Here is a 22,251-nt window from a genome sequence, read left to right as displayed (position 1 = left end):
ACGCTCAAGCCTTGTGGACGGGACGCGAGGTGGCTTCCCACGCGCCGCCGATGTCGGCAAGACGGGCCTCGATGCACTCGACATCGAGCATGATGGTGCCGCCGCCAGAAAAGATCAGCTCGACGATACCGGCCGGCTTGCTGATCTCGATGAAACTGATCGCCAGCAGCGACAGGACCTCGGCCGGCTTGTCGCGGGCGATGCCATTGGTCTTGGCGCCGAGCACGCGGTCGAAATGCAGCACCGCCTGCCGCCGCTCATTGTGCTGGCGAAACAGGCCGGATTTGGCCTCCCAGACAAAGCGGTTCATGGTCAGCACGAAACGCTTGGCCGAAGGCAGGAACTCGAGGTCCGAGACCTTCATCACGGCATCCTGGACATGGGCCGAAACGATGCTCAGATCCTGGTCGTCGAGTGCGATAAGCTTAAGGGCGGTCATGCGGATTTCGCACCTGAAGGTTGATTGTTCAGCCTTCTGTTAGAGCATGATCCCGAAAAGTGGAAACCGGTTTTCGCAAAAGATCATGCTCAAGCAGCAATCTGGAGCCTCATCTCGACGTTGGTCGGGATGAAACAGGCTCTAGGCGGTCTTTCCGGTCCGTGCAACCGCGTCACGGATTCTGCCCAGGGCGATAACCTCAGGTTTGTGCTGCCCCTCATCGCCCTGCCGGGCACTTCTCCCCGTTTTGGGGACGGGGAGAAGGACGCCGTCATTCTTGATTTCGCTAGTGGCCTACGTTGCAAGATAGGCGGCTAGGTTGCGGGTCAGCGGGCTTCTCTCCGTTCACGGGGAGAAGGTGCCGGCAGGCGGATGAGGGGCGGTGCCGACATTAACAATTGCTGTTCCGACATCCTCCGCAGAGGCTTTCGACTGCCTCGGAGCTGTTAAGCCGAAATCCGCTCGATCACCGCGCCGCAGTTGGACAGCTTTTCTTCCAGCCGCTCGAAGCCGCGATCGAGATGATAGACGCGGTTGACCGTGGTCTCGCCTTCAGCCGCGAGACCCGCAATGACCAGCGAGACCGAAGCGCGAAGATCGGTCGCCATGACCGGCGCGCCCTTCAGCTTCGGCACGCCGTCGACGATCGCCGTCTGGCCCGAAAGCGTGATGTGAGCGCCGAGCCGGGCCAGTTCCTGCACATGCATGAAGCGGTTTTCGAAGATCGTCTCGGTGATGCGCGACTTGCCCTTGGCCATGGTCATCAGGCCCATGAACTGCGCCTGCAGATCGGTCGGGAAGGCCGGGAATGGCGCCGTCGTCACATCGACCGGCGAAATGCCGGCGCCGTTGCGCCTGACGCGAATGCCGGAATTGGTCGGCGTGATCTCGGCGCCGGTCTGTGCGATCACGTCGAGCGCCGTCTGCAGCAGTTCGGGTCGCGCGCCTTCGAGCACGACGTCGCCGCCCGTCATCGCTACGGCCATGGCATAGGTGCCGGTCTCGATACGGTCGGGGATGACGCGCACGCGGGCGCCCGACAGCGATTCGACGCCATCGATGGTGATGGTTGGCGTGCCTGCGCCGGAAATCTTCGCGCCCATGGCATTGAGGCACTCGGCGAGGTTGACGATCTCGGGCTCGCAGGCGGCGTTTTCGAGCACCGTCTCTCCCTTGGCCAGTGACGCCGCCATCATCAGCACATGGGTGGCACCGACCGAGACCTTGGGGAACACGTAGCGGTTGCCGACGAGGCGGCCGTTCCGGGTCTTGGCGATGACATAGCCGGTGTCGACGTCGATATCGGCGCCCAGCACCTGCAGGCCTTCGAGGAACAGGTCGACCGGGCGCGTGCCGATGGCGCAACCGCCTGGCAGCGACACCTTGGCCTCGCCCATGCGGGCCAGCAGCGGGCCGATCACCCAGAACGATGCCCGCATCTTCGACACGAGCTCGTAAGGGGCCGTGGTGTCGACGATGTTGCGGGCCGAGAAATTGATGGTGCGCGAATAGCCCTCATTCTGCTTCTCGCGGCGGCCATTGACCGAATAGTCGACGCCGTGATTGCCGAGGATGCGGATCAGCTGCTCGACATCGGCCAGATGCGGCACGTTTTCCAGCGTCAGCGTGTCGTCGGTCAGGAGCGAGGCGATCATCAGAGGCAGCGCCGCATTTTTGGCGCCCGAGATCGGAATGCTTCCGGCAAGCTTGTTGCCGCCGACAATTCTGATGCGATCCATGGAAGAACGTCCCTCTCGGTCAAAAAAATGCCGGTTCAATCGGTTGAGTATCGGCCCGTCTAGACCATTGGCCGGTCTGGTTCAAGAAATAGGATTTCGTCCACTGCGGTCCAAGAGTGGCCGATTTGAGTTAATCTTTTTGCATTTCCTTCGCCGAGCCGAGCCCGTCCGGTCGTTGGTCGGCTTCGCCGATACGCCGCGAGCGCGACTGCGCCTTGCGCTTCTGCAGATTGGCGCGCAATTGCTCGGCCAGTCGGTCCTTGCGGTTCGTACCGCCCTTTTTCGTTGGACCATCCTTTTTCAGTGGAATTGCCTTGTCGTTCATTGTCCCGCCCCGGCCGGCGACCAGCCAGCCCGCTAATCAGGGATAGCCAACATTGTGGCGCCGCCATGTCATGAAAAGCGATCCGGCAAAGGCATTCACAGAAGCGTTGCACTTGGCCTTGCGCTTGCCGGTTCGATATGGCAGAAGCCCCGCCATCGGCGGCTGCGGTAGCTCAGTGGTAGAGCACTCCCTTGGTAAGGGAGAGGTCGAGAGTTCAATCCTCTCTCGCAGCACCAGTCCATCCCATTGAAATCGCTGAAGTGCATGACGCGCACGCGTTCTGTCCATTCTGACGTTACAAATGACGTAAAAAGACGGATAGAATCGATGGCTGGGCGAGTTCGAAATCTAAATCGAGACGGCCGCTATTCGGCAGGCTTGTGATCCCGAAGGACATTCGGCCCTTTATGGAGTGCAGGACAGAGCTGTGAACACGCCTTGGGCGGTTACGATAAGACGGCTCTGAAGGCACTGCCAGGCGCTGCCGCTGCTCATCATCATGATCGCGTTGTTGCGCAGTTCCGGCGTGGGGTCGCTGGACAACTGACCTTGCCGATGGTTAGCGACGGTGAGTTCTCGGCGCTCCGACGGGGGCGACCAAGCGCCTGAGAAAATGCCTCCCAGCATCTGCTATCAGCACACATGCGCGGATCGTCTTGGTCCGGAGATCGAACGGGCGGACCATTGATTCTCGGCCGGCCGCCTGCTTCTCAAGATAGCGCGCGAGTGCAATTTCGTGGCGTTGCGGCGCAACCGCATACCACAGGCGCGGGTTCTGCCCGGGATCATCATGCCAGATGGGCCACTCGTTCGGGTGCAGCATAGCATCCTCCTCCTGAGACAAGGGCTGCCTCGTCCGGGTAATCTCGCCCCCGCCCGTGAGAAATGCGTTGGAACCAGCGTGATGAACTCGTGAAAAGCGTCACGCCGGCAAAATCGCGATTGAAATAGGGGCAGGTAGGGGAAATGATTGCCGGTGGGAGCTATGGCTGTGGCGGATTCGATGGCGCACCCTCATCTCTGTCTGCTCGGTGGTTTCGATTTTGCCAGCGATGCAGCGACGGTTCCGCTCCTCGGCCGCAAGGCGCGTGCCATGATGGCTTACCTGGCCCTCCAGTCCGGACGCTCGCAATCGCGCGAGAAGCTCGCTTCCCTTTTGTGGGGTTGCAACAGTGAGTCCCAGGCCCGGACGAACCTGCGGCAGGCTTTGTCTGCCGTCAGGAAGGCCACTCACGCATCGGGGGGCGGGAGGTTCCTCACTGAGGGCGACACCATCAGCCTTAATCTCGATGATCTCGATTTCGATGTCGCCCGGTTCGAGGCGCTGGCCGCTGGCTCCGCCCCCGAGCAGCTCGAGCAGGCGCTTGCTGTCTATCGTGGCGATCTCCTCGAAGGCTTCGATCTCAAGGAGGAGCCCTTCGAAGACTGGCTGCGCTTCGAGCGCGAGCGATTGAGGGCAATCGCCATTACAGTTCTGGACAAGCTCGTCGCATACCATTCCGCGACAAGCGATCTTGTTCAGGCGTGCGGGCGGCTACGCGCCTGCTGGCTTTTGAACCCCTGCGGGAAGACATTCACCGCGCCTTGATGCGGGCCTATGTAGCCCAGGGCCGCCTCAACCTCGCCCTGCAGCAGTATGAGCGCTGCCGTGATGCCTTGCGGCGGCAGCTCGGCTTGCAACCCGAGCCCGAAACCCGGAAGCTTTATGACGACCTTCGGGCGCGCCGCATGATACCGGACGCGGCTTTTCCAGCGCCCGGAGTTTCACCTTCGCTACAAACGCGATCCCAAGCCGCTAAGCGTCTGGATTTCTCAGGTCAGCCCATCAGCCCGCCGACGCACTACGTCAAATCGGCGGGGATCAACATCGCCTATCAGGTGACCGGTGACGGGCCGATCGACCTGATCTACGTGCCTGGATGGGTCTCCAACCTGGACCTTTCCTGGTCGTCGCCGCGGCTGGCGCACGTGTTCCAGCGCCTCGGCAGCTTCTGCCGCCTGATCCGCATGGACAAGCGCGGCACAGGGCTGTCCGACCGCAATGTCGGTCTGCCGACGATGGAAGAGCGGATGGAAGACGTGCGGGCCGTGCTGGATGAGGTCGGCTCGAAGCGCACGGTTCTGTTCGGCAGCTCCGAGGGCGGCCCCATGTGTATGCTGTTCGCGGCGACCTATCCCGAGCGCACTGCGGCGCTCGTGCTCAACGGAGCCTATGCCAGTGGCAGATGGTCGAAGGATTACCCCTGGGCGAGAACGAGCGAGCAGGTCGAGCAAGATCTAGCAGTCGTCGAGAGAGAGTGGGGAGAGCCCGCGGACATGAGCAACGCCGCGCCCAGCCTGATGAACGACAGTTTCGAGCGAGAATGGTTCGCCGCCTACCTCAGGAATTCAGCCTCTCCCGCCGACGCGATAGCGCTCTGGCGCTGGGGGACCGAAATCGACATTCGCGACATTCTGCCGGCCATTCACGTTCCGACACTTATCGTGCAGACGACGGGCGACCTCTGGGTGAAGCGGGAAGAAGGACGCTACCTGGCAACGCATATCGAAGGCGCCCGATACATCGAGCTTGCCGGCCGGGATCACGTGATCTGGGGGGAGAATTCCGATCGCCTCGTGGACGAGATCCAGGCTTTTGTCACCGGCGCTTTGCCAGCGGTGCCGGGCAAGCGGCTCCTGGTGTCGGTGCTTTCCGTGGAGATAGGAGGCCCTTCCTCTGGGGCCGGCACGGATCTGATTGACCGACACGCCGAAGAGATCCGTGGCGAACTGCTCGGTGCCGAAGGCAGGCGGATCAGACGCACGGCAAGCGGATTTGTCGCCGTGTTCCAAGGCCCGACGCGATCGATCCAGTGCGCGATCGCGATCCGTCAACGCCTGAAGCAATCCGGTCTCGATGTCCGCTCGGCAGTCCATACCGGCGAATGCGAGGAGCGCGGCGATGATTTCACCGGGATTGCGATCGAGCTGTCATCGCGGCTGCTCGGTCATGCGCGGCCAGGCGAGATCATTGCCTCGCGGACGGTTCGTGATCTCGTGGTCGGCTCCGGCCTGATGTTTGAAGAGCGCGGCGATACGGAACTTGCCGGGCTTCCCGGGAGCTTGCAGCTTTTTTCCGTCGGTGGGCCAGCCTGACGGCGATGAGCCTGACGTCCGGCCTAGCACTCGTCGGCGGCATGGAACTCGAACATCAAGATCGTGGCCACGGAATTGGCCCCTTTGGGGGAATCTCCACGAACTCAACGTGGTTCCGTCTGGTTGAAGCGACAACTTCGCTCGATAGCCTTCTTTGCCGCAAGTGGTTCGCGCACCTGACTCGTGTTATCGTGGTTCCGGGAGACGGCGGACGCGCCGTGAGTGCCCGCCCGCTCCCTTCATGGGAGGAATAAATGGCTTATTACGTATTGCTGTCAAATTTCACAGATCAAGGTATCAAGAGCATAAAGGATACCCAGAAGCGTGCCGAAGCCTTCAAGGCGATGGCCAGCAAGAACGGCATCAAGGTTCACACCCTGTTGTGGACGCTTGGTCAACACGATGTCGTGGCGATTGCCGAAGCCGACGACGACATTGCCGCGACTGCGCTAGCCCTGTCGATCGCATCGCTAGGCAACATCAGAACCCAGACACTGAGAGCGTTCGACGCGGCAGATATGGCCAAAATAATGGCAAAGATGGCCTGACCGCCACCGTGCCGTGAACGGGCGATCGAAGCCCGCTGGCGAGGGGAACGGCGGCCTCGCTCATATCCTTGAAGCGAAAACCCTGGGACGAGGCCAGGGTTTTTTTTATGAGGGACATTCAACGAGCTATTCCGGTCTGGTCGCAGTCGGAACCATCTGCATGGCGGCTGCCAGAACTGCGGCTTGGTGGCTTATTGGGCGAGGACTCATCGTGATCGCGTGCCCGTCGGACCTCCAACCCGTCGGCTGGCCTTGTATTCAAGTAAATGCTAATAGACATCGGGCCGGCGGATGCCGTTCCAGCTTCGCTCGGCCCATGACGGCAGCTGATATCGAGGGGGACGCATGCGGATCGCAATGATCGGGGCGGGCGGCATCGGCGGCTATCTCGGCGCAAGGCTCGCCGAGGCGGGGGGCGACGTCAGCTTCATCGCCCGCGGTGCCCACTTGCAGGCAATGCGCCGGGACGGCCTGCGAATTCAAAGCGATATCGGCAACGTCTTTCTCCCCAATGTGTCCGCGAGCGACGCGCCCGCCGACATCGGTCCCGTCGATCTCGTGATTTTCGCGGTCAAGCTCTACGACAGTGAGAAGGCTGCCGCCGCGCTCGGACCGCTCATCGGCAGGAATACGCGTGTCGTGACGTTGCAGAACGGCATCGACAGCGTCGAGATTCTAGGCCGCCATGTTCCTGGCGACCAGGTGATTGGCGGCGCCACCTACTTGTCCGCATTCATCAAACAGCCGGGAGAAGTCGTCCACGCTGGCGGGCTGCGTCACATCCTGGTCGGCGGGCACCGCGAGCCTCTCATCAAGGACCTTCAGGCGCTCTGCGATCGTGCTGTTGGGCTTGAGCTGAAGCCAGTTGCCGACATCGACAATGTGCTGTGGGAGAAGTTCGTGACACTCGCGGCCTTTTCCGGAGGGACGTCGCTCATGCGCTCCGGGATCGGTCCGATCCTCGACGACCCCGAGGCTCGTATCTTCATCGAGCAACTGCGCGACGAGGGGATGGCGGTCGCGGCCGCGGCCGGTCATCCCATGGCCGAGGGGTTCGAAGGGCGCGTTGTGACCAGATGGACCGCATTCCCACCGCACGTAAAATCGTCGATGGCCAACGACCTCGAAAGGGGCAAGCCAATCGAGGTCGCCTGGCTGTCCGGGCGCATGCACGAATTGGGCATCAGGTTCGGTGTTGCGACCCCCGGCCACACGGCGGTCTTCCGCGCCCTGCATCTCTACGCAGCGGGTGCAGCTCCGTAGCGGCGCCTCGTCAACGTTCCTTGGGAGGATATCATGGCCAGTTCGTCGAGCGAGAGCATGCCGGTGGCGACCGTTAACGAGGCTACCGGCTCCCAGGACATGTTCAACAAGGAGCTGGAGACGTACCGCAGGATCGTGGCCACAAACCTCATGTTCCACCGCGAGGTCTACGGGCTCCTGCGCGATCTGCTCGTCGAGCATGCACCAGGGTCGTTTCGATTCCTCGACGTGGCGTGCGGCGATGCCGCTGCCTCTGCCGCGATGCTGAAGACGTCCGCGATCGGCGGCTATGTCGGCATCGACCTGTCGGAAGCGTCGCTAGCGCTTGCCGCTCGCGCACTCGAAGGGCTCCCATGCCCGGTCGAGCTGCGCTGCGGCGATTTCGCGCAAGCGATGGCGAACTGGTCGGAACCCGTCGACGTAATCTGGATTGGCATGTCGCTGCACCATCTAGCGACCGAGGGCAAGGCGAAGCTGATGCGGCACGCCCGCAGGGCCTTGGGCGGCGTGGGCCAGTTCGTCATCTGGGAGCCGGCCCTGTTCGAGGGAGAAGATCGCGCCGCCTGGCTCGCCCGCTTCTCGTTGCTGCGAGACAAATGGTCGACAGTTTCCGACGAGGAATTCGCTTCCATGGAACGGCATATGCTTCTGGCCGATTTCCCTGAAACCGCCGACACTTGGCTCGGCATGGGGCGAGATGCCGGGTTTCGCCGCGCCGAGGAGATTTTCATGATGCCGAACAGAATGGGCAGGGTATTCCGCTACTGGAACTAGAGCAGTTCACCGTTTCACGGAAACGGCGAACGGCTCTAACTCTTTGTTTTGACATAATTCCGGACGGAAAACCGTTTCACACTTTTCCTGGAATTGCTCTAGCCAGCGCATCGGGGCGATCATGTCATCAGATCTGAAACCGGATGAGATCCCGCCGGGCGACGCTCCAGTTCCCGCCGCCGTCGTGCTGGTCGGCCGCTCGGGTCGCCTGCGCCCGCTCGACGCCGGGCGCGACGCATCCCGTCTCTACCCGCTGTCGCATGACGAGCACACGGACGCCACTTGGGTCGACATGAAGGTTGGCCCGTTCGCCGGCGAGCAAGCGTTCGCCGACCACGTCGCCGAACTGGTGGCCGACAAGAAACGCGCCTTCTTTGCCGTCGCCGGCCTCGACGACAAGCCGCTGGGGTGGCTCTGCCTGATGGAGGCGAGACCCTCCCATCATGTCGTCGAACTCGGCTATGTGCTCTACACGCCGCCGCTGCAGCGCACACGGCTCGCCACCGAGGCGCTCTACCTGATCCTGCGCCATGTCTTCGACGATCTCGGCTACCGGCGCCTCGAATGGACATGCACCTCGACCAACCTGCGCTCGCGCAAGGCGGCCGATCGGCTCGGCTTCGTCTATGAGGGCACGCTGCGCCAGGGCCTGTTCCTGAAGGGCAAACCTTGCGACATCTGCGTCTATTCGATGCTTTCCAGCGAATGGCCGGACCATCGCTCAGCTTTTGAGGCCTGGCTTGATCCCGGAAATTTCGACGCCGGGCGGCAGCTTCGCTCGGTTGCCGAGATCAGGAGCGGCCTCGGCGCCAAAGGGTTATGCTAGCGAAAGCGTATCATGCAGCGCCTAGTCCTCTAGCATCTTTTGCCCGGCGGCAACGGACCGGCCTGTTCGCTTTCGTTACAGGCAACTAGGCCAGTATTCGGCGATCTATTTCATCAACGCGGACAACCCCGGTCAGACCCATTGTCACTTCGAATTCTTTACGGATGAGATCGATAGCCTTGGCGACGCCTTGTTCGCCGGCAGCACCCAGACCGTGAACATAGGCCCGGCCGATCATGCACGCCTTTGCCCCAAGAGCCAACGCTCGCATCACGTCTTGGCCGGAGCGAACGCCTCCATCTACCAGAACCTCGAGATCGGCGCCCACCGCATTCGCAATTTCGGGCAGCACAGAGATCGTTGACCTGCCGCCGTCAAGTTGACGTCCCCCATGGTTCGAAACCACTAGGCCATGCGCCCCAATTTTCGCCACGTCACGCGCATCTCTGGCGTCGCCGATGCCTTTAATGATCAATTTTCCAGGCCATATGTTTCGAACCCACTCCACGTCCTTCAAAGTTGGGCTCGTATTGAATTGCTCATTCATCCAGGCAGCAAGCGATTCCATTTTCGAGTTGCCGGATTGTCCGGCGAGATTCCCGAACGTTTTCCTCTTGCTGCGCATTACGCTGGAAACCCATGCCGGCTTGCTCGCAAAGTCGACGAATTTGCCGAAAGTCCACCTCGGCGGCACCGTCATGCCATTCTTGATGTCGGCATGGCGTTGCGCCAACACCGGCAGGTCTACCGTCAAGACAATTGCGTCGCATTTCACGGCAATTGCGCGTTCTACAAGCGATTTGACGAAGCCGCGGTCCTTTAGCAAACTCAGCTGAAACCAGAAGGGCTTTTTGACAGCACCTGCAACATCCTCCATCGAGCAGATGGACATGATCGATAACGTATAGGGGATGCCCGCCGCCTGCGCCGCTCGACACGCGTGGATCTCTCCATCGGCATGTTGAAGCCCTCCCAAGCCGACAGGCGCCAGAACCAGCGGCATTGAAATTACCTCGCCCAGGAGCACGGTAGACGTGCTCCTCTTGGATACGTCGACGAGGACCCGCTGCCGTAATTTGATGTTTTCGAAATCCGCTCGATTCGCGTGCAAGGTCTGCTCGCTATACGAACCGCGGTCGACATAGTCGAAAAATGCTTTTGGCACCCTTTTCTTATGAAGCTGCCGGAGATCTTCGATACAAGTGATCGTTTTTGAGTTCATGTCTTTTTCCTCCCGCTCGGCTGACTGTCTATCCACCCGACAAGTTCCATCACCTGCATGGCCGCGCTCAATACGTCCGCATCGGCTCCCCTTGCGCCGACAATCTGAAACCCGATCGGAAGTCCTCTATTTGTTAGACCAATTGGCACAGAGCATGCGGGCTGCTGACTGAGGTTTATGGGAAAGTTGAAGCATGCCCACTCGGTCCATTCCTGATAGATGGATCCAGGCGGGACATCGTGCATGAGCGGAAACGCCGCGACCGGCGTGGTCGGTGAGATCACCAAATCGTAGATCCTGAGAAGTTGATCCATTTCGGCGCCGAAGGCCGAACGGTGTAACAACGCTTCCGCGTACTCAGATGCCGAGAATCGTCCACCGATTTCCGCTGCGCGAAGCAAACCCGGGTCCATTTGAAACCGGTCTTTCTCGGCGATCTTGGACACCCTGTTTGCCGCACCTGCAAACCAGAGGACGTTGAACGCCGCCAATATGTTTCCACCCGGCAGGTTGATCGGCTCGACTGTTGCGCCCGCCTCGTCCAGCAGGCGGGCGACGCGAACGACTGCAGCGAGGATTTCTGGGGCGACTTCGCCAACGATCGGTGTTGACCACAGGCCGATCCGCAAACCCTGCCATTCCCGCTGCCGGCTAAGCACCGTAGATGCAAATTCTATTGCAGGCTGGTTCCAGTCCCGGGCGTCGCGGACCGTCATGGCGTCGAGCATCAGCGTGGCATCCTCGACCGTGCGAGCGATCGGTCCTAGGTGACCGAGAGTGCCGAACGCGCTCGGCGGATAATATGGCACTCGGCCAAAGCTCGGCTTGTGGCCGACTACCCCGGTGAAGGCGGCAGGTATCCGCACCGATCCGCCCCCGTCTGTGCCGAGATGCAGGTTCCCACAACCGGTGCGCGCGGCAACAGCCGCGCCTCCAGACGATCCGCCGCATGTCAACGCCGGGTTCCATGGGTTCGACGTCGCTCCGAACATCGGACTATCGGTGACTGCCTTCCAGCCGAACTCAGGCGTTGTAGTCGCCCCTACCAACAAGACGCCTTTCGCTCGCAGTGCTGCGACGGAAGGCGCATCAGCTTGAGAACGCGCACCAGCAGTTACCCCACTGCCAAAGCGGGTGGGCCAGTTCTTGACCGTCATCAAATCCTTGATCGTAGCTGGAATTCCGTCGAGGGGGCCAAGCGCCGCCCCGTCTAGCCATCTGCGCTCGGATGCTTTGGCGGCGGCTATCGCCCCCTCATCGTCCAGGAAGGCAAAGGCATTGAACCGTGCGTTGATGCTCGCCGCTCTGGTGAGCACGGCCTGGACGACGTCGACAGGGGATGCCTGTCTCTTCAGATAGAGGCCAGCAAGCTCGGAGGCAGTAAGCCGGCTCAAGATATCAGCGTCCAAAATCGTCGCGGCACCACCGTGTCGAACATCTGTACCGTTTTCAGGGCCGGCAGTCGGGACGTCTTTCATCTCTCCGACCATGTCGATGACTTGGGTCAAAGCTGAAATTTTTGTAACATTTCACCGATATTTCTTCTAGCGCCTAACGACCGAATGTGTCAAGTGTGTCCGATCGATGGGCTCCACTGCGGCCAACCACGGTTGAACGATGAACAACGAAGGTATTTTCGCATTGCCGGCGCGGCGACGTTTGACCGACGAGGCCTACGACCTCATCAAAAACGATGTGATCCTGTGTAGATTGAAGCCCGGGGCTGACGTCACCGAAGCGGGACTGGCCAGCCACTATGGACTCGGTCTGGCACCCATACGCTCAGCTCTGTCGAGACTTAGCCAGGAAGGGCTGGTCAACACCGTCCCGCGACGCGGCTACATCATTGCTCCGGTCAGTGGCAGGACGGCGAACGACGTCTTCGACCTTAGGGTACTGCTTGAACCTGCCGCGGCACGGGCAGCCGCGGGGCGTGTCGATGAGAAGATGCTTCGCACGCTGGGGGCCGGCCCCTTCCTTCGGGACAATGCGCCAGACGATCTGCAATTCCTGAGAAACAACAGAGACTTTCACGTTGCGATCGCCCGGGCGTCCGGAAACGAGCGGATGGTCCGGGTCATTGAGTCTTTGCTCGATGAAATGCAACGATTGCTTCACATCGGATTGTTCTCCAACCGAGATCGGCGGCGTCTGCTGCTGGACCATGAGCTTCAACGACAACAGCATGAGGAATTGATCGACGCGCTTGTGGCAGGAGACCCCAAGGCATCGGAGGATGCGGCCCTGCGGCATGTGCAGCATAGCCGTGAACTCGTCATGAACGCCCTTGGCAACATCCTTTCCGTCACGCTGTGAACCGCCGACGCCGATAGGCGTGATCGCGGGCGCGTGTATCTCTCGAACGCGATAATCGGCAACCAGTTCGTCTTGCGGGCATGCTTCGTCAATCACCGGACGACAGACAACGATGTGCTCGAAATGGTGTCCGAAGTGATTGCGGCGGCCGGCGAACTGAACAGTTGAGGTGCGGTCGGCGTGTCATCCTGAAGGTCTTGCCAGTAGCCGGTTCGAGGCGCTGCCGGCATGCGCCCGATCTATGCCAGGTGTTTGATCCCTGGCTTTGATCGGGCATCATTGTCGTCCTAATCAACGGATGTGCTGTGGGCCAAGTTCTTCATGGGAGCGCCACGACGACATAGGCGATCCGCCGAGCGATACAACATAGTCAAGAGAGCCTGAGGACACTGGCCAAACGCTACGGGATCAAACCGGAAGACGGCTCGAAGTGGAAGACGCGGACGTCGGAAGGTCCCGAATTCACAGGCCGCGTCACCGACCAAGCGGCTGCCGCGACAAGGCGAGGAGTTCGGCCTCGTCGGTGATTCCGGCCATATAGTTGGCGATGATGCGGGAGGCCAGCGCTTCTCGGCTGGCATCAGAGTCGCCCTCGCGCTTCGCCTTGTCGAAGACACGCCCAAGAAGTCCCATCTCGGACGGCGTGAAGTTGCCCGCCTCTTTGAGCTTGCGATTGATGGACATGCCGCCTTCCTTCCTTTCGAAAAGTATACGCGCATCTCACCCAAAAAGGACGGACTGAACGAGCCACAGCTTCGATTGCGTCCTTTTTGATTTCGCTCACAACCCGCGATCTTACGCCACCGACCAGCCGCCATCGATCAGAATATTGGCGCCGGTGATCATCGAAGCTGCGGGCGAAGCCAGGAACACGACGGTTCCTGCGACATCGATCGGATCGCCGATGCGGCCGAGCGGGATGTGCCCCAAGACATGGGCGTGAAAGTCCGGCTCGGCGAGGGACGGCCGCGTGCCGTCGGTCCAGATGAAGGTTGGCGCCACGCTGTTGACGGCGATCTTGTGCTGCGCCCATTCGGCGGCGAGGCAGCGCGTCAAATGGTTGATCGCCGCCTTGCTCATGCAGTAGATCGCCTCGCCCTTCAGCGTCACCGTGCCGGCCTGCGAGCTGATGTTGATGATACGTCCGGATTTCTGCGCGATCATCAGCCTTCCGACCGCCTGGGTGGTGAAGAACGTGCCCTTGAGGTTGACGTTCACTGTCAGGTCGAAATCCTCCTCGGTGACGTTTTCGGCCAGGTTTTCCGGCCCGAGCCCGACATTGTTGACCAGAACGTCGATGCGGCCGAAGGCAGCGTGCGCCTCGGCGACAGCGGCCCGTACCGTGGCGAGGTCGGTCAAATCCATCTGCACGGGAAGCGCGCGCCTGCCCAAGCTCTCGATCACGGCGACAAGCTCCGCCCCGTCGGCCTTGCTGCGCACGCCGACGATCATGTCGGCCCCCGACCCGGCACAGGCAAGAGCGCAGGCGCGGCCGATGCCGCGCGAGGCGCCGGTGACCAGCACGACCTTGCCGGCCAGATCGAATTTCGGCGTGAATTCTGTCATTGCAACCTCCCCTGAAAGGCTCTGGCTTCTTTTTTGAGCATGTTGTCTAGCGAAACCCGGATTCCACTTTTCGGGATCATGCTCCAGGCCAAAACCATCGCGGATGGTGACGGCCTCTTCGCAGAACACTATCCGGTCGCCGCTTGAAAGCCAGCCGGCATCTGGGCTCACGACAAGAACACCGCTTGCCCCGGACTTGACAGCTTGTGCGACGGGCTGACCGATCTCGGCGCCGCCCGCAGTGAGAAGGCGATGGTTCGGAAAGAAATCTCGCAGAGGCACAAGCCTTGCTGGCCGGACTGCACTGACGCAGCGATTTCCCTCGGGAACCAGGCGCTTGCAACGACGCGTGACATCGTTGATCGTCTGGCGTATATTGACATAAAGATATCCTTATGTGACATGAATAGGCTTGTCGCCAAAGGGATAAAAAATGTCGCAGAATTCTGCATCGCTGGACGCATTGTTCGGCCCCGTTGCGGCAAGGCCCGACGGTTCGGAAGTGCTTGCGGCGCTGACGGCGGCTGCGCGCGAACGCATCCTCATCCTCGACGGCGCCATGGGCACGCAGATCCAGGGTCTGGGTTTCGACGAGGGCCAGTTTCGCGGTGAGGCCTTCGCCGGCTGCGCCTGCCACCAGCAAGGCAATAACGACCTTTTGATCCTGACCCAGCCCGGGGCGATCGAGGAAATCCACTATCAGTACGCCATGGCAGGCGCCGACATCCTTGAGACCAACACCTTCTCCTCGACCTCGATCGCCCAGGCTGACTACGGCATGGAGGATGCCGTCTATGCGTTGAACCGCGACGGCGCACGGCTGGTGCGGCGCGCAGCGTTGAGGGCGCAGCAGCAAGACGGCAAACGCCGTTTCGTCGCCGGCGCGCTGGGGCCGACCAACCGCACGGCGTCGATGTCGCCTGACGTCAACAACCCAGGCTATCGCGCCGTGACTTTCGACGATCTGCGCCTCGCCTATGGCGAACAGTTGCGCGGGTTGATCGACGGCGGCGCCGACATCATCCTGATAGAGACCATCTTCGACACGCTGAACGCCAAGGCGGCGATCTTCGCCTGCAACGAGATCTTCATCGAGAAAGGCGTGCGCCTGCCGGTGATGATCTCCGGCACGATCACCGACCTGTCCGGCCGCACGCTGTCCGGCCAGACGCCGACCGCCTTCTGGCATTCTGTGCGTCACGCCAGCCCGTTCACCATTGGCCTCAACTGCGCGCTCGGTGCCAGGGCCATGCGCGCGCATCTGGCCGAGATTTCGGACGTCGCCAACACTTTCACCTGCGCCTATCCGAATGCAGGCCTGCCGAATGAATTCGGCCGGTATGACGAGAGCCCGGAATTCATGGCCGCGCAGATCGAGGATTTCGCCCGCGAGGGGCTGGTCAATGTCGTCGGCGGCTGCTGCGGTTCGACGCCGGATCACATCCGGGCGATCGCCGAGGCGGTGCGGAAATATCCGCCGCGCGCCATCCCCGAGATCGAGCCGAAGATGCGCCTGTCCGGGCTGGAGCCGTTCACGCTGACCGACGAGATTGCGTTCGTCAATGTCGGCGAGCGGACCAATGTCACGGGGTCGGCCAAGTTCCGCAAGCTGATCACGGCGGGCGACTATGCCGCCGCGCTCGACGTGGCGCGCGACCAGGTCGCCAACGGTGCCCAGATCATCGACATCAACATGGATGAGGGGCTGATCGATTCGAAGAAGGCGATGGTCAGTTATCTCAACCTGATCGCCGCCGAGCCCGACATCGCCCGCGTCCCGGTCATGGTCGACAGTTCGAAATGGGAGATCATCGAGGCCGGCCTGAAATGCGTGCAGGGCAAGCCGCTGGTCAACTCCATCTCGATGAAGGAAGGCGAGGAGGCGTTCCTGCATCATGCCAGGCTGGTGCGCGCCTATGGCGCGGCGGTGGTCGTCATGGCCTTCGACGAGGAAGGCCAGGCCGATACCAAAGCGCGCAAGGTCGAGATCTGCACCCGTGCCTACAAGCTCCTGACCGAGCAAGCCGGCTTTCCGCCGGAAGACATCGTCTTCGATCCGAATGTCTTCGCCATCGCCACCGGCATCGAGGAGCACGACAATTACGGCGTCGACTTCATCGAGGCCACCGGCGAGATCACCGCGACGCTGCCGCATGTCCATATTTCCGGCGGCGTGTCCAACCTCTCCTTCTCGTTCCGCGGCAACGAGCCGGTGCGCGAGGCCATGCATGCCGTGTTCCTCTACCACGCCATCCAGCGCGGCATGGACATGGGCATCGTCAATGCCGGCCAGCTTGCGGTCTACGACACGATCGAGCCCGAACTGCGCGAGGCCTGCGAGGATGTCGTGCTCAACCGCGTGCCCAGTGCTGGCGGCACCGCCACCGAACGCATGCTGGAGATCGCCGAACGTTTCAAGGGCACGGCGGGCCAGGAAGCCAGGGAACGCGATCTCGCCTGGCGCGAATTGCCGGTCGAACAGCGGATCAGCCACGCGCTGGTCAACGGCATCACCGAGTTCATCGATGCCGATACCGAGGAAGCGCGACTGGCGGCCGAGCGCCCGCTGCATGTCATCGAGGGTCCGCTGATGGCCGGCATGAATGTCGTCGGCGACTTGTTTGGCGCGGGAAAAATGTTCCTCCCGCAAGTGGTGAAGTCCGCGCGGGTGATGAAACAAGCGGTCGCTGGACTATTGCCGCACATGGAGGCCGAGAAGCTGGCCAACGCCGCCAACGGCATCGACAATGGCGAGCGCCAGACGGCGGGCAAGATCCTGATGGCGACGGTGAAGGGCGATGTCCACGACATCGGCAAGAACATCGTCGGCGTGGTTCTCGCCTGCAACAATTACGAGATCATCGACCTCGGCGTCATGGTGCCGGCGGCCAGGATCCTGCAGACGGCGCGCGAGCAGCACGTCGATATCATCGGCCTGTCCGGCCTGATCACGCCGTCGCTCGACGAGATGGCGCACATGGCCGGCGAGATGGAGCGCGAGGGTTTCGACATTCCACTGCTGATCGGCGGCGCGACGACCAGTCGCGTGCACACGGCGGTGAAGATCCACCCGCGCTATACGAGGGGTCAGACCGTCTATGTCACCGACGCCAGCCGGGCGGTCGGCGTGGTCTCGTCCTTGCTGTCGAACGAGACCAAGGGCGGCTATGTCGACGCGGTGCGCGCCGAATACAAGAAGGTCGCCGATGCGCATGCCCGCTCCGAAGCCGACAAGCTGCGGCTGCCGCTGGCCAAGGCGAGAGCCAACGCGCATCGGATCGACTGGTCGAGCTACGAGCCGCCAAAACCGTCCTTCACAGGCGTGAAGGTCTTTGAGAACTGGGACCTCGCCGAACTCGCGCGCTACATCGACTGGACGCCATTCTTCCAGACCTGGGAGTTGAAGGGCCGTTATCCGAAGATTCTCGAAGACGAGGCGCAGGGTCCCGCCGCTCGCCAGCTTTTCGAAGATGCACAGGCGATGCTGAAGAAGATCATCGCCGAAAAATGGTTCGCGCCACGCGGCGTCATCGGCTTCTGGCCGGCCAATGCCGTCGGCGACGACATAAAACTGTTCACGGACGAAGCACGCTCGCAGGAACTGGCGACCTTCTTCACCTTGCGCCAGCAACTGACCAAGCGCGACGGCAAGGCCAATGTCGCGCTGTCGGATTTCGTCGCCCCGTCGGACAGCGGCAAGCCCGATCATATAGGCGGCTTCATCGTCACCGCCGGCATCGAAGAGGTGGCGATCGCTGAGCGTTTCGAGCGGGCGAACGACGACTATTCCTCGATCATGGTCAAGGCGCTGGCGGACCGCTTCGCCGAGGCCTACGCCGAGCGCATGCATGAGAAGGTGCGCCAGGAGTTCTGGGGCTACGCGGCAGACGAGAATCTGGCGCCGGACGAATTGATCGGCGAGCCCTATCGCGGCATCCGCCCGGCGCCCGGCTATCCGGCGCAGCCCGACCACACCGAGAAGGCCACACTCTTCCGGCTGCTCGACGGCGAGGGCAATGCGGGGGTGAGCCTGACCGAAAGCTATGCGATGTGGCCAGGCTCGTCGGTGTCGGGCATCTATCTGTCGCATCCCGAAAGCTATTATTTCGGCGTCGCCAAGGTCGAACGCGACCAGGTCGAGGATTATGCGCGCCGCAAGGCCATGCCATTGGCCGAGGTCGAGCGCTGGCTCGGACCCATCCTCAACTATGTACCCGTGCCCCATGCCGAGGCGGCGGAGTAGCAGCGGGCGCCATGCCATCGTCGGCATTTGCGCTGGTTGCTGGCTTGTGATCCATGGCGTGGCGGTTACACCTTCTGGGTAGCCGTCTTTGCAGTTGGAGCGCCAGATGACCGTACTCACACGCCGCAGGCTTTTGAAAACGGCAGCGATTGCCGGCGCCGGCGGGGTAGGGCTCTCGGCTATGGGCAGGTTTGCCGGCTGGGCCTCAGCAGGGCCTGAGCCAGTGGTGCTGCAGACGGCCAAGATCCAGGCGAAGCTGATGGATGTAGGCCAGACCAGGGATGTGCTGAGCTATGGCGACGCCGGAATGCCGCCGGTGCTCAGGATGAAAAAGGGCGAGCCCTTCGCCGCGCGTCTCGTCAACGCCATTGACGATCCGACGACGATCCACTGGCACGGCATCCGCGTGCCGAACAAGATGGATGGAGTGCCGTTCCTGGTCCAGCCCTATGTCTATACCGGCGATCATTTCGACTACGCCTTCACGCCTCCCGACGCCGGCACCTTCTGGTATCACCCGCATTGCAATACGCTGGAACAGATGGGCCATGGCCTGACGGGGGTGATCGTGGTCGAAAACCCCGGCGATCCGAAGTTCGATGCCGAGATGGTCCTCAATCTGCGCGACTGGCGGCTTGGCGACGACGGCCAGTTCATCGACCAGTTCCGGCCGCGCGATGCCGCAAGAACCGGCACCTACGGCACCGTGCGCACCGCCAACTGGCTCGATCAGCCGCAATATGACGCGCGGGCCGGCGGGCTGGTGCGGCTCAGGGTCGCCATCACCGATGTCACGCGGATCTATGCTTTTCTCGTCGACGGGGCGGAGGCCACCGTCATGGCGCTCGACGGTAATCCGGTGCCGCCACGTTTTTCACCCGATGCCCTGCTGCTTGGACCCGGCCAACGCATGGAACTGGCCATCCGCATGCCCGACGATGAGGGTGCGATTGTCAGCCTGCGAGACGTCAGGGGCACCAAGCCCAAAGTGCTCGCGACCCTGCGCGCCACTGGAAGCTCGCTCAAGCGCGACATTCGCGATGTTGCCCCGCTCGAGGTCAATCCGGTGGCGGAGGTCGATCTCACCACCGCCCAGCATATTTCGCTGGCACTCAGCGCGACTGCGGAAAACGTCCCGAGCGATGGCATCTGCGGTTCGCTTGGCTACAGTTTCTGGGCAATCAACAAGGTTCCGTGGCCAGGCGATACGCCCGATCCAACCGCGCCATTGGCCGAACTGAAGCTCGGCAGAAGCTATGTCATCGACATGGAGAACCTGACGCCGCAATCCCATCCGATGCATCTGCACGGCATGAGCTTCAAAGTGTTGTCGTCCTCGACGCGCCAGGTTCAACCGCTGATTTCGGACACCTATCTCATCCAGCCCAACGAGAAGGTGAGCCTGGGCTTCGTCGCCGACAATCTTGGCGACTGGCTGCTGCACTGCCACATCATCGAGCACCAGAAATCGGGAATGACGAGCTATGTCAGGGTGGTCTGAAGCCGGGTTCGATGGCTCGGAGATGGACCGGGAGAGTGTTCTAACGCTGCATTGACGAGCGAGAAATTGCCGCTGGCTTGCGGTTTCGTTGGCAAAAGGGGGCAGTTCCCTGCTATTGCCGCCTCCAAATCGAGAAGCATGGACGTTTCAGCATGACCAATGTCGCCTTGACCGGGCTTGCCCGCGATCTCGCCAGGCGTGCCGCCGAAGGCCGCCCGGTGCGCATCGGCGTTATCGGCTCGGGCGAGATGGGCACCGATCTGGTGACGCAAGGCATGTTGATGAAGGGCATTTCGGTCTGCGCCGTCTCGACACGCCGCCCGCACACCGCGCGCGAGGCCATCCGTATTGCCTATGGCGATGAAGCGATGGCGGTCGAAGCCGACACCGCCTCGAAAGTCACCGGTGCCATCGAGAGCGGCAAGATCGCCATCACCTCCAACGAGATGCTGGTGACCAATCCGCTGATCGACGTCGTCATCGACGCCACCGGCAAGCCGGGTGTTGCCGCCGATTTCGACCTCATGGCGATGGAGCACGGCAAACATCTGGTGATGATGAATGTCGAGGCCGACGTCACCATCGGCTGTTATCTCAAGCAGCAGGCCGACCGGCTTGGCGTCGTCTATTCGGTCGGCGCCGGCGACGAGCCGTCTAGCTGCATGGAACTGATCGAGTTTGCGTCGGCGCTCGGCTACACCATCGTCTCCGCCGGCAAGGGCAAGAACAACCCGCTCAACCATGATGCGGTGCCGGACGACTATCGCGAGGAAGCGATCCGCCGCAACATGAACCCGCGCATGCTCGTCGAGTTCGTCGACGGCTCGAAGACCATGGTCGAGATGTGCGCCATCGCCAACGCCACCGGGCTGGTGCCCGATGTGCCCGGCATGCACGGCCCGAAGGCCGATCGCGACGACCTCGCCAAGGTGCTCATTCCGCGCGAGGATGGCGGGCTGTTGTTGAAGAAAGGCGTCGTCGACTACACGGTCGGCAAGGGTGTCGCGCCCGGCGTGTTCGTCATCGTCGAGGCGACGCATCCGCGCATCATCGAGCGCATGGACGATCTGCATATCGGCCACGGCCCCTACTACAGCCTATTCCGGCCGTATCATCTGACCTCGCTGGAAGTACCGCTGACCGCCGCCCGTATCGTGCTTTTCGGCAAGCCCGACATGGTGCCGCTGCCAAGGCCAGTGGCCGAGGTGTGCGCCGTCGCCAAGCGCGATCTCGCCGCCGGCGAAACCTTCGATGCGATCGGCGAGACCTGCTATCGCTCCTGGACCATGACCGTAGGTGACGCTCGTGCCCAACGCGCCGTGCCAGTCGGCCTGCTCGAGGGCGGCAAGGTGCTGAAACCGGTCCGGAAAGGCGAACTGCTGACCGCCGACAATGCCGCGCCCGACCAGACGACGCGGCTGTTCGCCTTGCGCCGGCTGCAGGACGAGATGCTGTACGGAACGAACTGAGTTTTACTTCCCCAACTCGATCGACCGCAGCCGTGCTGCTTCCACCGCCTGGGTAAGCAGATTGGTCAGCCTGTCCTCGCCCATCAGCACGCCAAGCGCGGCTGCTGTCGTGCCGTTGGGGCTGGTCACCTGCTGGCGCAGCACGCCTGGCTCCTCGCCGCTTTCGGCGGCGAGCGAGGCAGCACCGTAGACGGTCTGCATGGCGAGCAGCTTGGCGGTCGCCGTCGACAGGCCAGCCTTCTCGGCGGCCACGGTCAGTGCTTCGATGAAATGGAAGATATAAGCCGGCCCCGATCCGGACACGGCGGTCACCGCATCCATCAGGCTCTCGTCGTCAATGGTGGCCACCTCGCCACTCGCCGACAAAAGGTCGGCAACGAAACGCTTGGTGTCGTCGGAGACCAGCCTGTTGGAAAACACCACCATCATGCCCTTGCCGATCGAAGCGGGCGTGTTGGGCATGCACCGCACGATCGGCGCGCGGCTGCCCAGGATCTCCTCGAAAGTGGCGGCTGGTGTCCCGGCAGCGATGCTGACGAAGGTGGTGCGGCCGTCGCCGAAGCGCTTGTAGGCGGCCGTCACGTCGCGGATCACCTGCGGCTTCACCGCAATGACGACGAGATCGGGCACGGCGTCGGCCGGAATGCCGCCGGCATCGGCTGATGTGCCGCAACCCAGCACTGCTGCTCGATTGCGCAGGTCGGCATTGGGCTCGACCACGAAGACCGCCGATGGTTGAAGCTTGCCGGATTTCAGCCAGCCCGAGAGCATGGCGTACCCCATATTGCCGCAGCCGGCGAGAACAAGCCTGATCGTCATGGAACCCTCCAAAGGATGGCCTTCACATAGACGCTAGCGGTTCGGTGGGGAAGACCCGTCAGGACA

General features: G+C 61.9%; 18 protein-coding genes, 1 tRNA gene and 2 pseudogenes. 13 read left to right on the top strand and 8 right to left on the bottom strand.

Annotated elements, in window-relative coordinates; translation table 11 throughout:
- Positions 1-4: 4 nt before the first annotated feature.
- Positions 5-439 (bottom strand): DUF2948 family protein, encoded by a 435-nt coding sequence (locus tag HNQ71_RS08695; protein WP_184872110.1) that lies wholly within the window; start codon positions 437-439, stop codon positions 5-7.
- Between the two features lie 24 nt (positions 440-463).
- Between HNQ71_RS08695 and HNQ71_RS08690 the strand changes: the two genes are divergently transcribed.
- Positions 464-757, top strand: a complete 294-nt coding sequence (locus tag HNQ71_RS08690) for a hypothetical protein (protein WP_184872109.1) — start codon at positions 464-466, stop codon at positions 755-757.
- Between the two features lie 128 nt (positions 758-885).
- Here the strand turns inward: HNQ71_RS08690 and murA are convergent, their stop codons facing one another.
- Both murA and HNQ71_RS08680 read right to left on the bottom strand, forming a co-directional pair.
- Positions 886-2,178 (bottom strand): UDP-N-acetylglucosamine 1-carboxyvinyltransferase, encoded by a 1,293-nt coding sequence (murA, locus tag HNQ71_RS08685; RefSeq protein WP_184872108.1) that lies wholly within the window; start codon positions 2,176-2,178, stop codon positions 886-888.
- 130 nt (positions 2,179-2,308) lie between these two features.
- Positions 2,309-2,503 (bottom strand): hypothetical protein, encoded by a 195-nt coding sequence (locus HNQ71_RS08680; protein WP_184872107.1) that lies wholly within the window; start codon positions 2,501-2,503, stop codon positions 2,309-2,311.
- A gap of 161 nt (positions 2,504-2,664) precedes the next feature.
- Here HNQ71_RS08680 and HNQ71_RS08675 point away from each other — a divergent pair.
- The 7 genes and pseudogenes from HNQ71_RS08675 (at position 2,665) to HNQ71_RS08645 (ending at position 9,049) form a co-directional block, all read left to right on the top strand.
- A tRNA-Thr gene (locus HNQ71_RS08675) sits at positions 2,665-2,739 on the top strand.
- Between the two features lie 749 nt (positions 2,740-3,488).
- Positions 3,489-4,162 (top strand): annotated as a pseudogene (locus HNQ71_RS08670) (AfsR/SARP family transcriptional regulator); the annotation flags it as partial.
- Between the two features lie 69 nt (positions 4,163-4,231).
- Positions 4,232-5,638 carry an adenylate/guanylate cyclase domain-containing protein gene (locus HNQ71_RS08665; RefSeq protein ID WP_425492191.1) on the top strand — a complete coding sequence of 469 codons (1,407 nt, stop codon included), beginning with the start codon at positions 4,232-4,234 and terminating at the stop codon, positions 5,636-5,638.
- Positions 5,639-5,892: 254 nt separating this feature from the next.
- Positions 5,893-6,186 carry a GYD domain-containing protein gene (locus tag HNQ71_RS08660; protein ID WP_142869763.1) on the top strand — a complete coding sequence of 98 codons (294 nt, stop codon included), beginning with the start codon at positions 5,893-5,895 and terminating at the stop codon, positions 6,184-6,186.
- Between the two features lie 357 nt (positions 6,187-6,543).
- A complete protein-coding gene (locus HNQ71_RS08655) occupies positions 6,544-7,449 on the top strand; it encodes a ketopantoate reductase family protein (protein ID WP_184872288.1) in 906 nt (301 codons plus the stop codon).
- Between the two features lie 33 nt (positions 7,450-7,482).
- Positions 7,483-8,223, top strand: coding sequence for a class I SAM-dependent methyltransferase (locus HNQ71_RS08650; RefSeq protein ID WP_184872105.1), 741 nt, complete (start codon positions 7,483-7,485; stop codon positions 8,221-8,223).
- Between the two features lie 121 nt (positions 8,224-8,344).
- Positions 8,345-9,049, top strand: a complete 705-nt coding sequence (locus HNQ71_RS08645) for a GNAT family N-acetyltransferase (RefSeq protein ID WP_184872104.1) — start codon at positions 8,345-8,347, stop codon at positions 9,047-9,049.
- A gap of 85 nt (positions 9,050-9,134) precedes the next feature.
- Here HNQ71_RS08645 and HNQ71_RS08640 read toward each other — a convergent pair whose 3' ends face one another.
- Together HNQ71_RS08640 and HNQ71_RS08635 are read right to left on the bottom strand one after the other, a co-directional pair.
- The gene (locus tag HNQ71_RS08640) at positions 9,135-10,271 is read right to left on the bottom strand and encodes an alpha-hydroxy acid oxidase (protein WP_184872103.1); all 1,137 of its coding nucleotides are present in this window, start codon (positions 10,269-10,271) and stop codon (positions 9,135-9,137) included.
- A complete protein-coding gene (locus HNQ71_RS08635; protein ID WP_210333762.1) occupies positions 10,268-11,779 on the bottom strand; it encodes an amidase in 1,512 nt (503 codons plus the stop codon). The genes HNQ71_RS08640 and HNQ71_RS08635 overlap by 4 nt, the downstream gene beginning before the upstream one ends.
- 109 nt (positions 11,780-11,888) lie before the next feature.
- Here HNQ71_RS08635 and HNQ71_RS08630 point away from each other — a divergent pair, with 109 nt between their 5' ends.
- Both HNQ71_RS08630 and HNQ71_RS08625 read left to right on the top strand, forming a co-directional pair.
- Entirely contained in the window at positions 11,889-12,587 is a 699-nt protein-coding gene (locus tag HNQ71_RS08630) for a GntR family transcriptional regulator (protein ID WP_184872102.1), read from the top strand.
- Between the two features lie 347 nt (positions 12,588-12,934).
- A pseudogene (locus tag HNQ71_RS08625) lies at positions 12,935-13,036 on the top strand (IS481 family transposase); the annotation flags it as partial.
- 25 nt (positions 13,037-13,061) lie between these two features.
- Here HNQ71_RS08625 and HNQ71_RS08620 read toward each other — a convergent pair.
- Positions 13,062-13,271 (bottom strand): hypothetical protein, encoded by a 210-nt coding sequence (locus HNQ71_RS08620; protein ID WP_184872101.1) that lies wholly within the window; start codon positions 13,269-13,271, stop codon positions 13,062-13,064.
- 111 nt (positions 13,272-13,382) lie between these two features.
- Positions 13,383-14,153, bottom strand: a complete 771-nt coding sequence (locus HNQ71_RS08615) for an SDR family NAD(P)-dependent oxidoreductase (protein ID WP_184872100.1) — start codon at positions 14,151-14,153, stop codon at positions 13,383-13,385.
- A 433-nt stretch (positions 14,154-14,586) separates the two neighbouring features.
- On the opposite strand from HNQ71_RS08615, the gene metH reads away from it, so the two are divergent.
- From metH to HNQ71_RS08600, 3 genes are all read left to right on the top strand, one after another.
- The gene (metH, locus tag HNQ71_RS08610; protein WP_184872099.1) at positions 14,587-18,396 is read left to right on the top strand and encodes a methionine synthase; all 3,810 of its coding nucleotides are present in this window, start codon (positions 14,587-14,589) and stop codon (positions 18,394-18,396) included.
- Positions 18,397-18,502: 106 nt separating this feature from the next.
- The gene (locus HNQ71_RS08605) at positions 18,503-19,897 is read left to right on the top strand and encodes a multicopper oxidase family protein (RefSeq protein ID WP_184872098.1); all 1,395 of its coding nucleotides are present in this window, start codon (positions 18,503-18,505) and stop codon (positions 19,895-19,897) included.
- Between the two features lie 152 nt (positions 19,898-20,049).
- Entirely contained in the window at positions 20,050-21,366 is a 1,317-nt protein-coding gene (locus tag HNQ71_RS08600; RefSeq protein WP_184872097.1) for an NAD(P)H-dependent oxidoreductase, read from the top strand.
- A 3-nt stretch (positions 21,367-21,369) separates the two neighbouring features.
- Here the strand turns inward: HNQ71_RS08600 and proC are convergent, their stop codons facing one another.
- Positions 21,370-22,185: a pyrroline-5-carboxylate reductase gene (gene proC / locus HNQ71_RS08595; protein WP_184872096.1), complete on the bottom strand. Its 816-nt coding sequence runs from the start codon at positions 22,183-22,185 to the stop codon at positions 21,370-21,372.
- Positions 22,186-22,251: the final 66 nt, after the last annotated feature.

It is taken from the genome of Mesorhizobium sangaii (assembly GCF_014207355.1).
In the GTDB taxonomy this organism is placed as follows: domain Bacteria; phylum Pseudomonadota; class Alphaproteobacteria; order Rhizobiales; family Rhizobiaceae; genus Mesorhizobium; species Mesorhizobium sangaii.
The sequence above is the reverse complement of the archived record's forward strand: the minus strand, read 5'-3'. Positions and strand labels throughout refer to the sequence as shown.

Bases quoted from the DNA above. Each gene is read 5' to 3' on its own strand.
- HNQ71_RS08695 (WP_184872110.1), bottom strand. From the start codon at position 439: ATGACCGCCCTTAAGCTTATCGCACTCGACGACCAGGATCTGAGCATC.
- murA (WP_184872108.1), bottom strand. From the start codon at position 2,178: ATGGATCGCATCAGAATTGTCGGCGGCAACAAGCTTGCCGGAAGCATT.
- HNQ71_RS08680 (WP_184872107.1), bottom strand. From the start codon at position 2,503: ATGAACGACAAGGCAATTCCACTGAAAAAGGATGGTCCAACGAAAAAG.
- HNQ71_RS08665 (WP_425492191.1), top strand. From the start codon at position 4,232: ATGATACCGGACGCGGCTTTTCCAGCGCCCGGAGTTTCACCTTCGCTA.
- HNQ71_RS08660 (WP_142869763.1), top strand. From the start codon at position 5,893: ATGGCTTATTACGTATTGCTGTCAAATTTCACAGATCAAGGTATCAAG.
- HNQ71_RS08655 (WP_184872288.1), top strand. From the start codon at position 6,544: ATGATCGGGGCGGGCGGCATCGGCGGCTATCTCGGCGCAAGGCTCGCC.
- HNQ71_RS08650 (WP_184872105.1), top strand. From the start codon at position 7,483: ATGGCCAGTTCGTCGAGCGAGAGCATGCCGGTGGCGACCGTTAACGAG.
- HNQ71_RS08645 (WP_184872104.1), top strand. From the start codon at position 8,345: ATGTCATCAGATCTGAAACCGGATGAGATCCCGCCGGGCGACGCTCCA.
- HNQ71_RS08640 (WP_184872103.1), bottom strand. From the start codon at position 10,271: ATGAACTCAAAAACGATCACTTGTATCGAAGATCTCCGGCAGCTTCAT.
- HNQ71_RS08630 (WP_184872102.1), top strand. From the start codon at position 11,889: ATGAACAACGAAGGTATTTTCGCATTGCCGGCGCGGCGACGTTTGACC.
- HNQ71_RS08620 (WP_184872101.1), bottom strand. From the start codon at position 13,271: ATGTCCATCAATCGCAAGCTCAAAGAGGCGGGCAACTTCACGCCGTCC.
- HNQ71_RS08615 (WP_184872100.1), bottom strand. From the start codon at position 14,153: ATGACAGAATTCACGCCGAAATTCGATCTGGCCGGCAAGGTCGTGCTG.
- metH (WP_184872099.1), top strand. From the start codon at position 14,587: ATGTCGCAGAATTCTGCATCGCTGGACGCATTGTTCGGCCCCGTTGCG.
- HNQ71_RS08605 (WP_184872098.1), top strand. From the start codon at position 18,503: ATGACCGTACTCACACGCCGCAGGCTTTTGAAAACGGCAGCGATTGCC.
- HNQ71_RS08600 (WP_184872097.1), top strand. From the start codon at position 20,050: ATGACCAATGTCGCCTTGACCGGGCTTGCCCGCGATCTCGCCAGGCGT.
- proC (WP_184872096.1), bottom strand. From the start codon at position 22,185: ATGACGATCAGGCTTGTTCTCGCCGGCTGCGGCAATATGGGGTACGCC.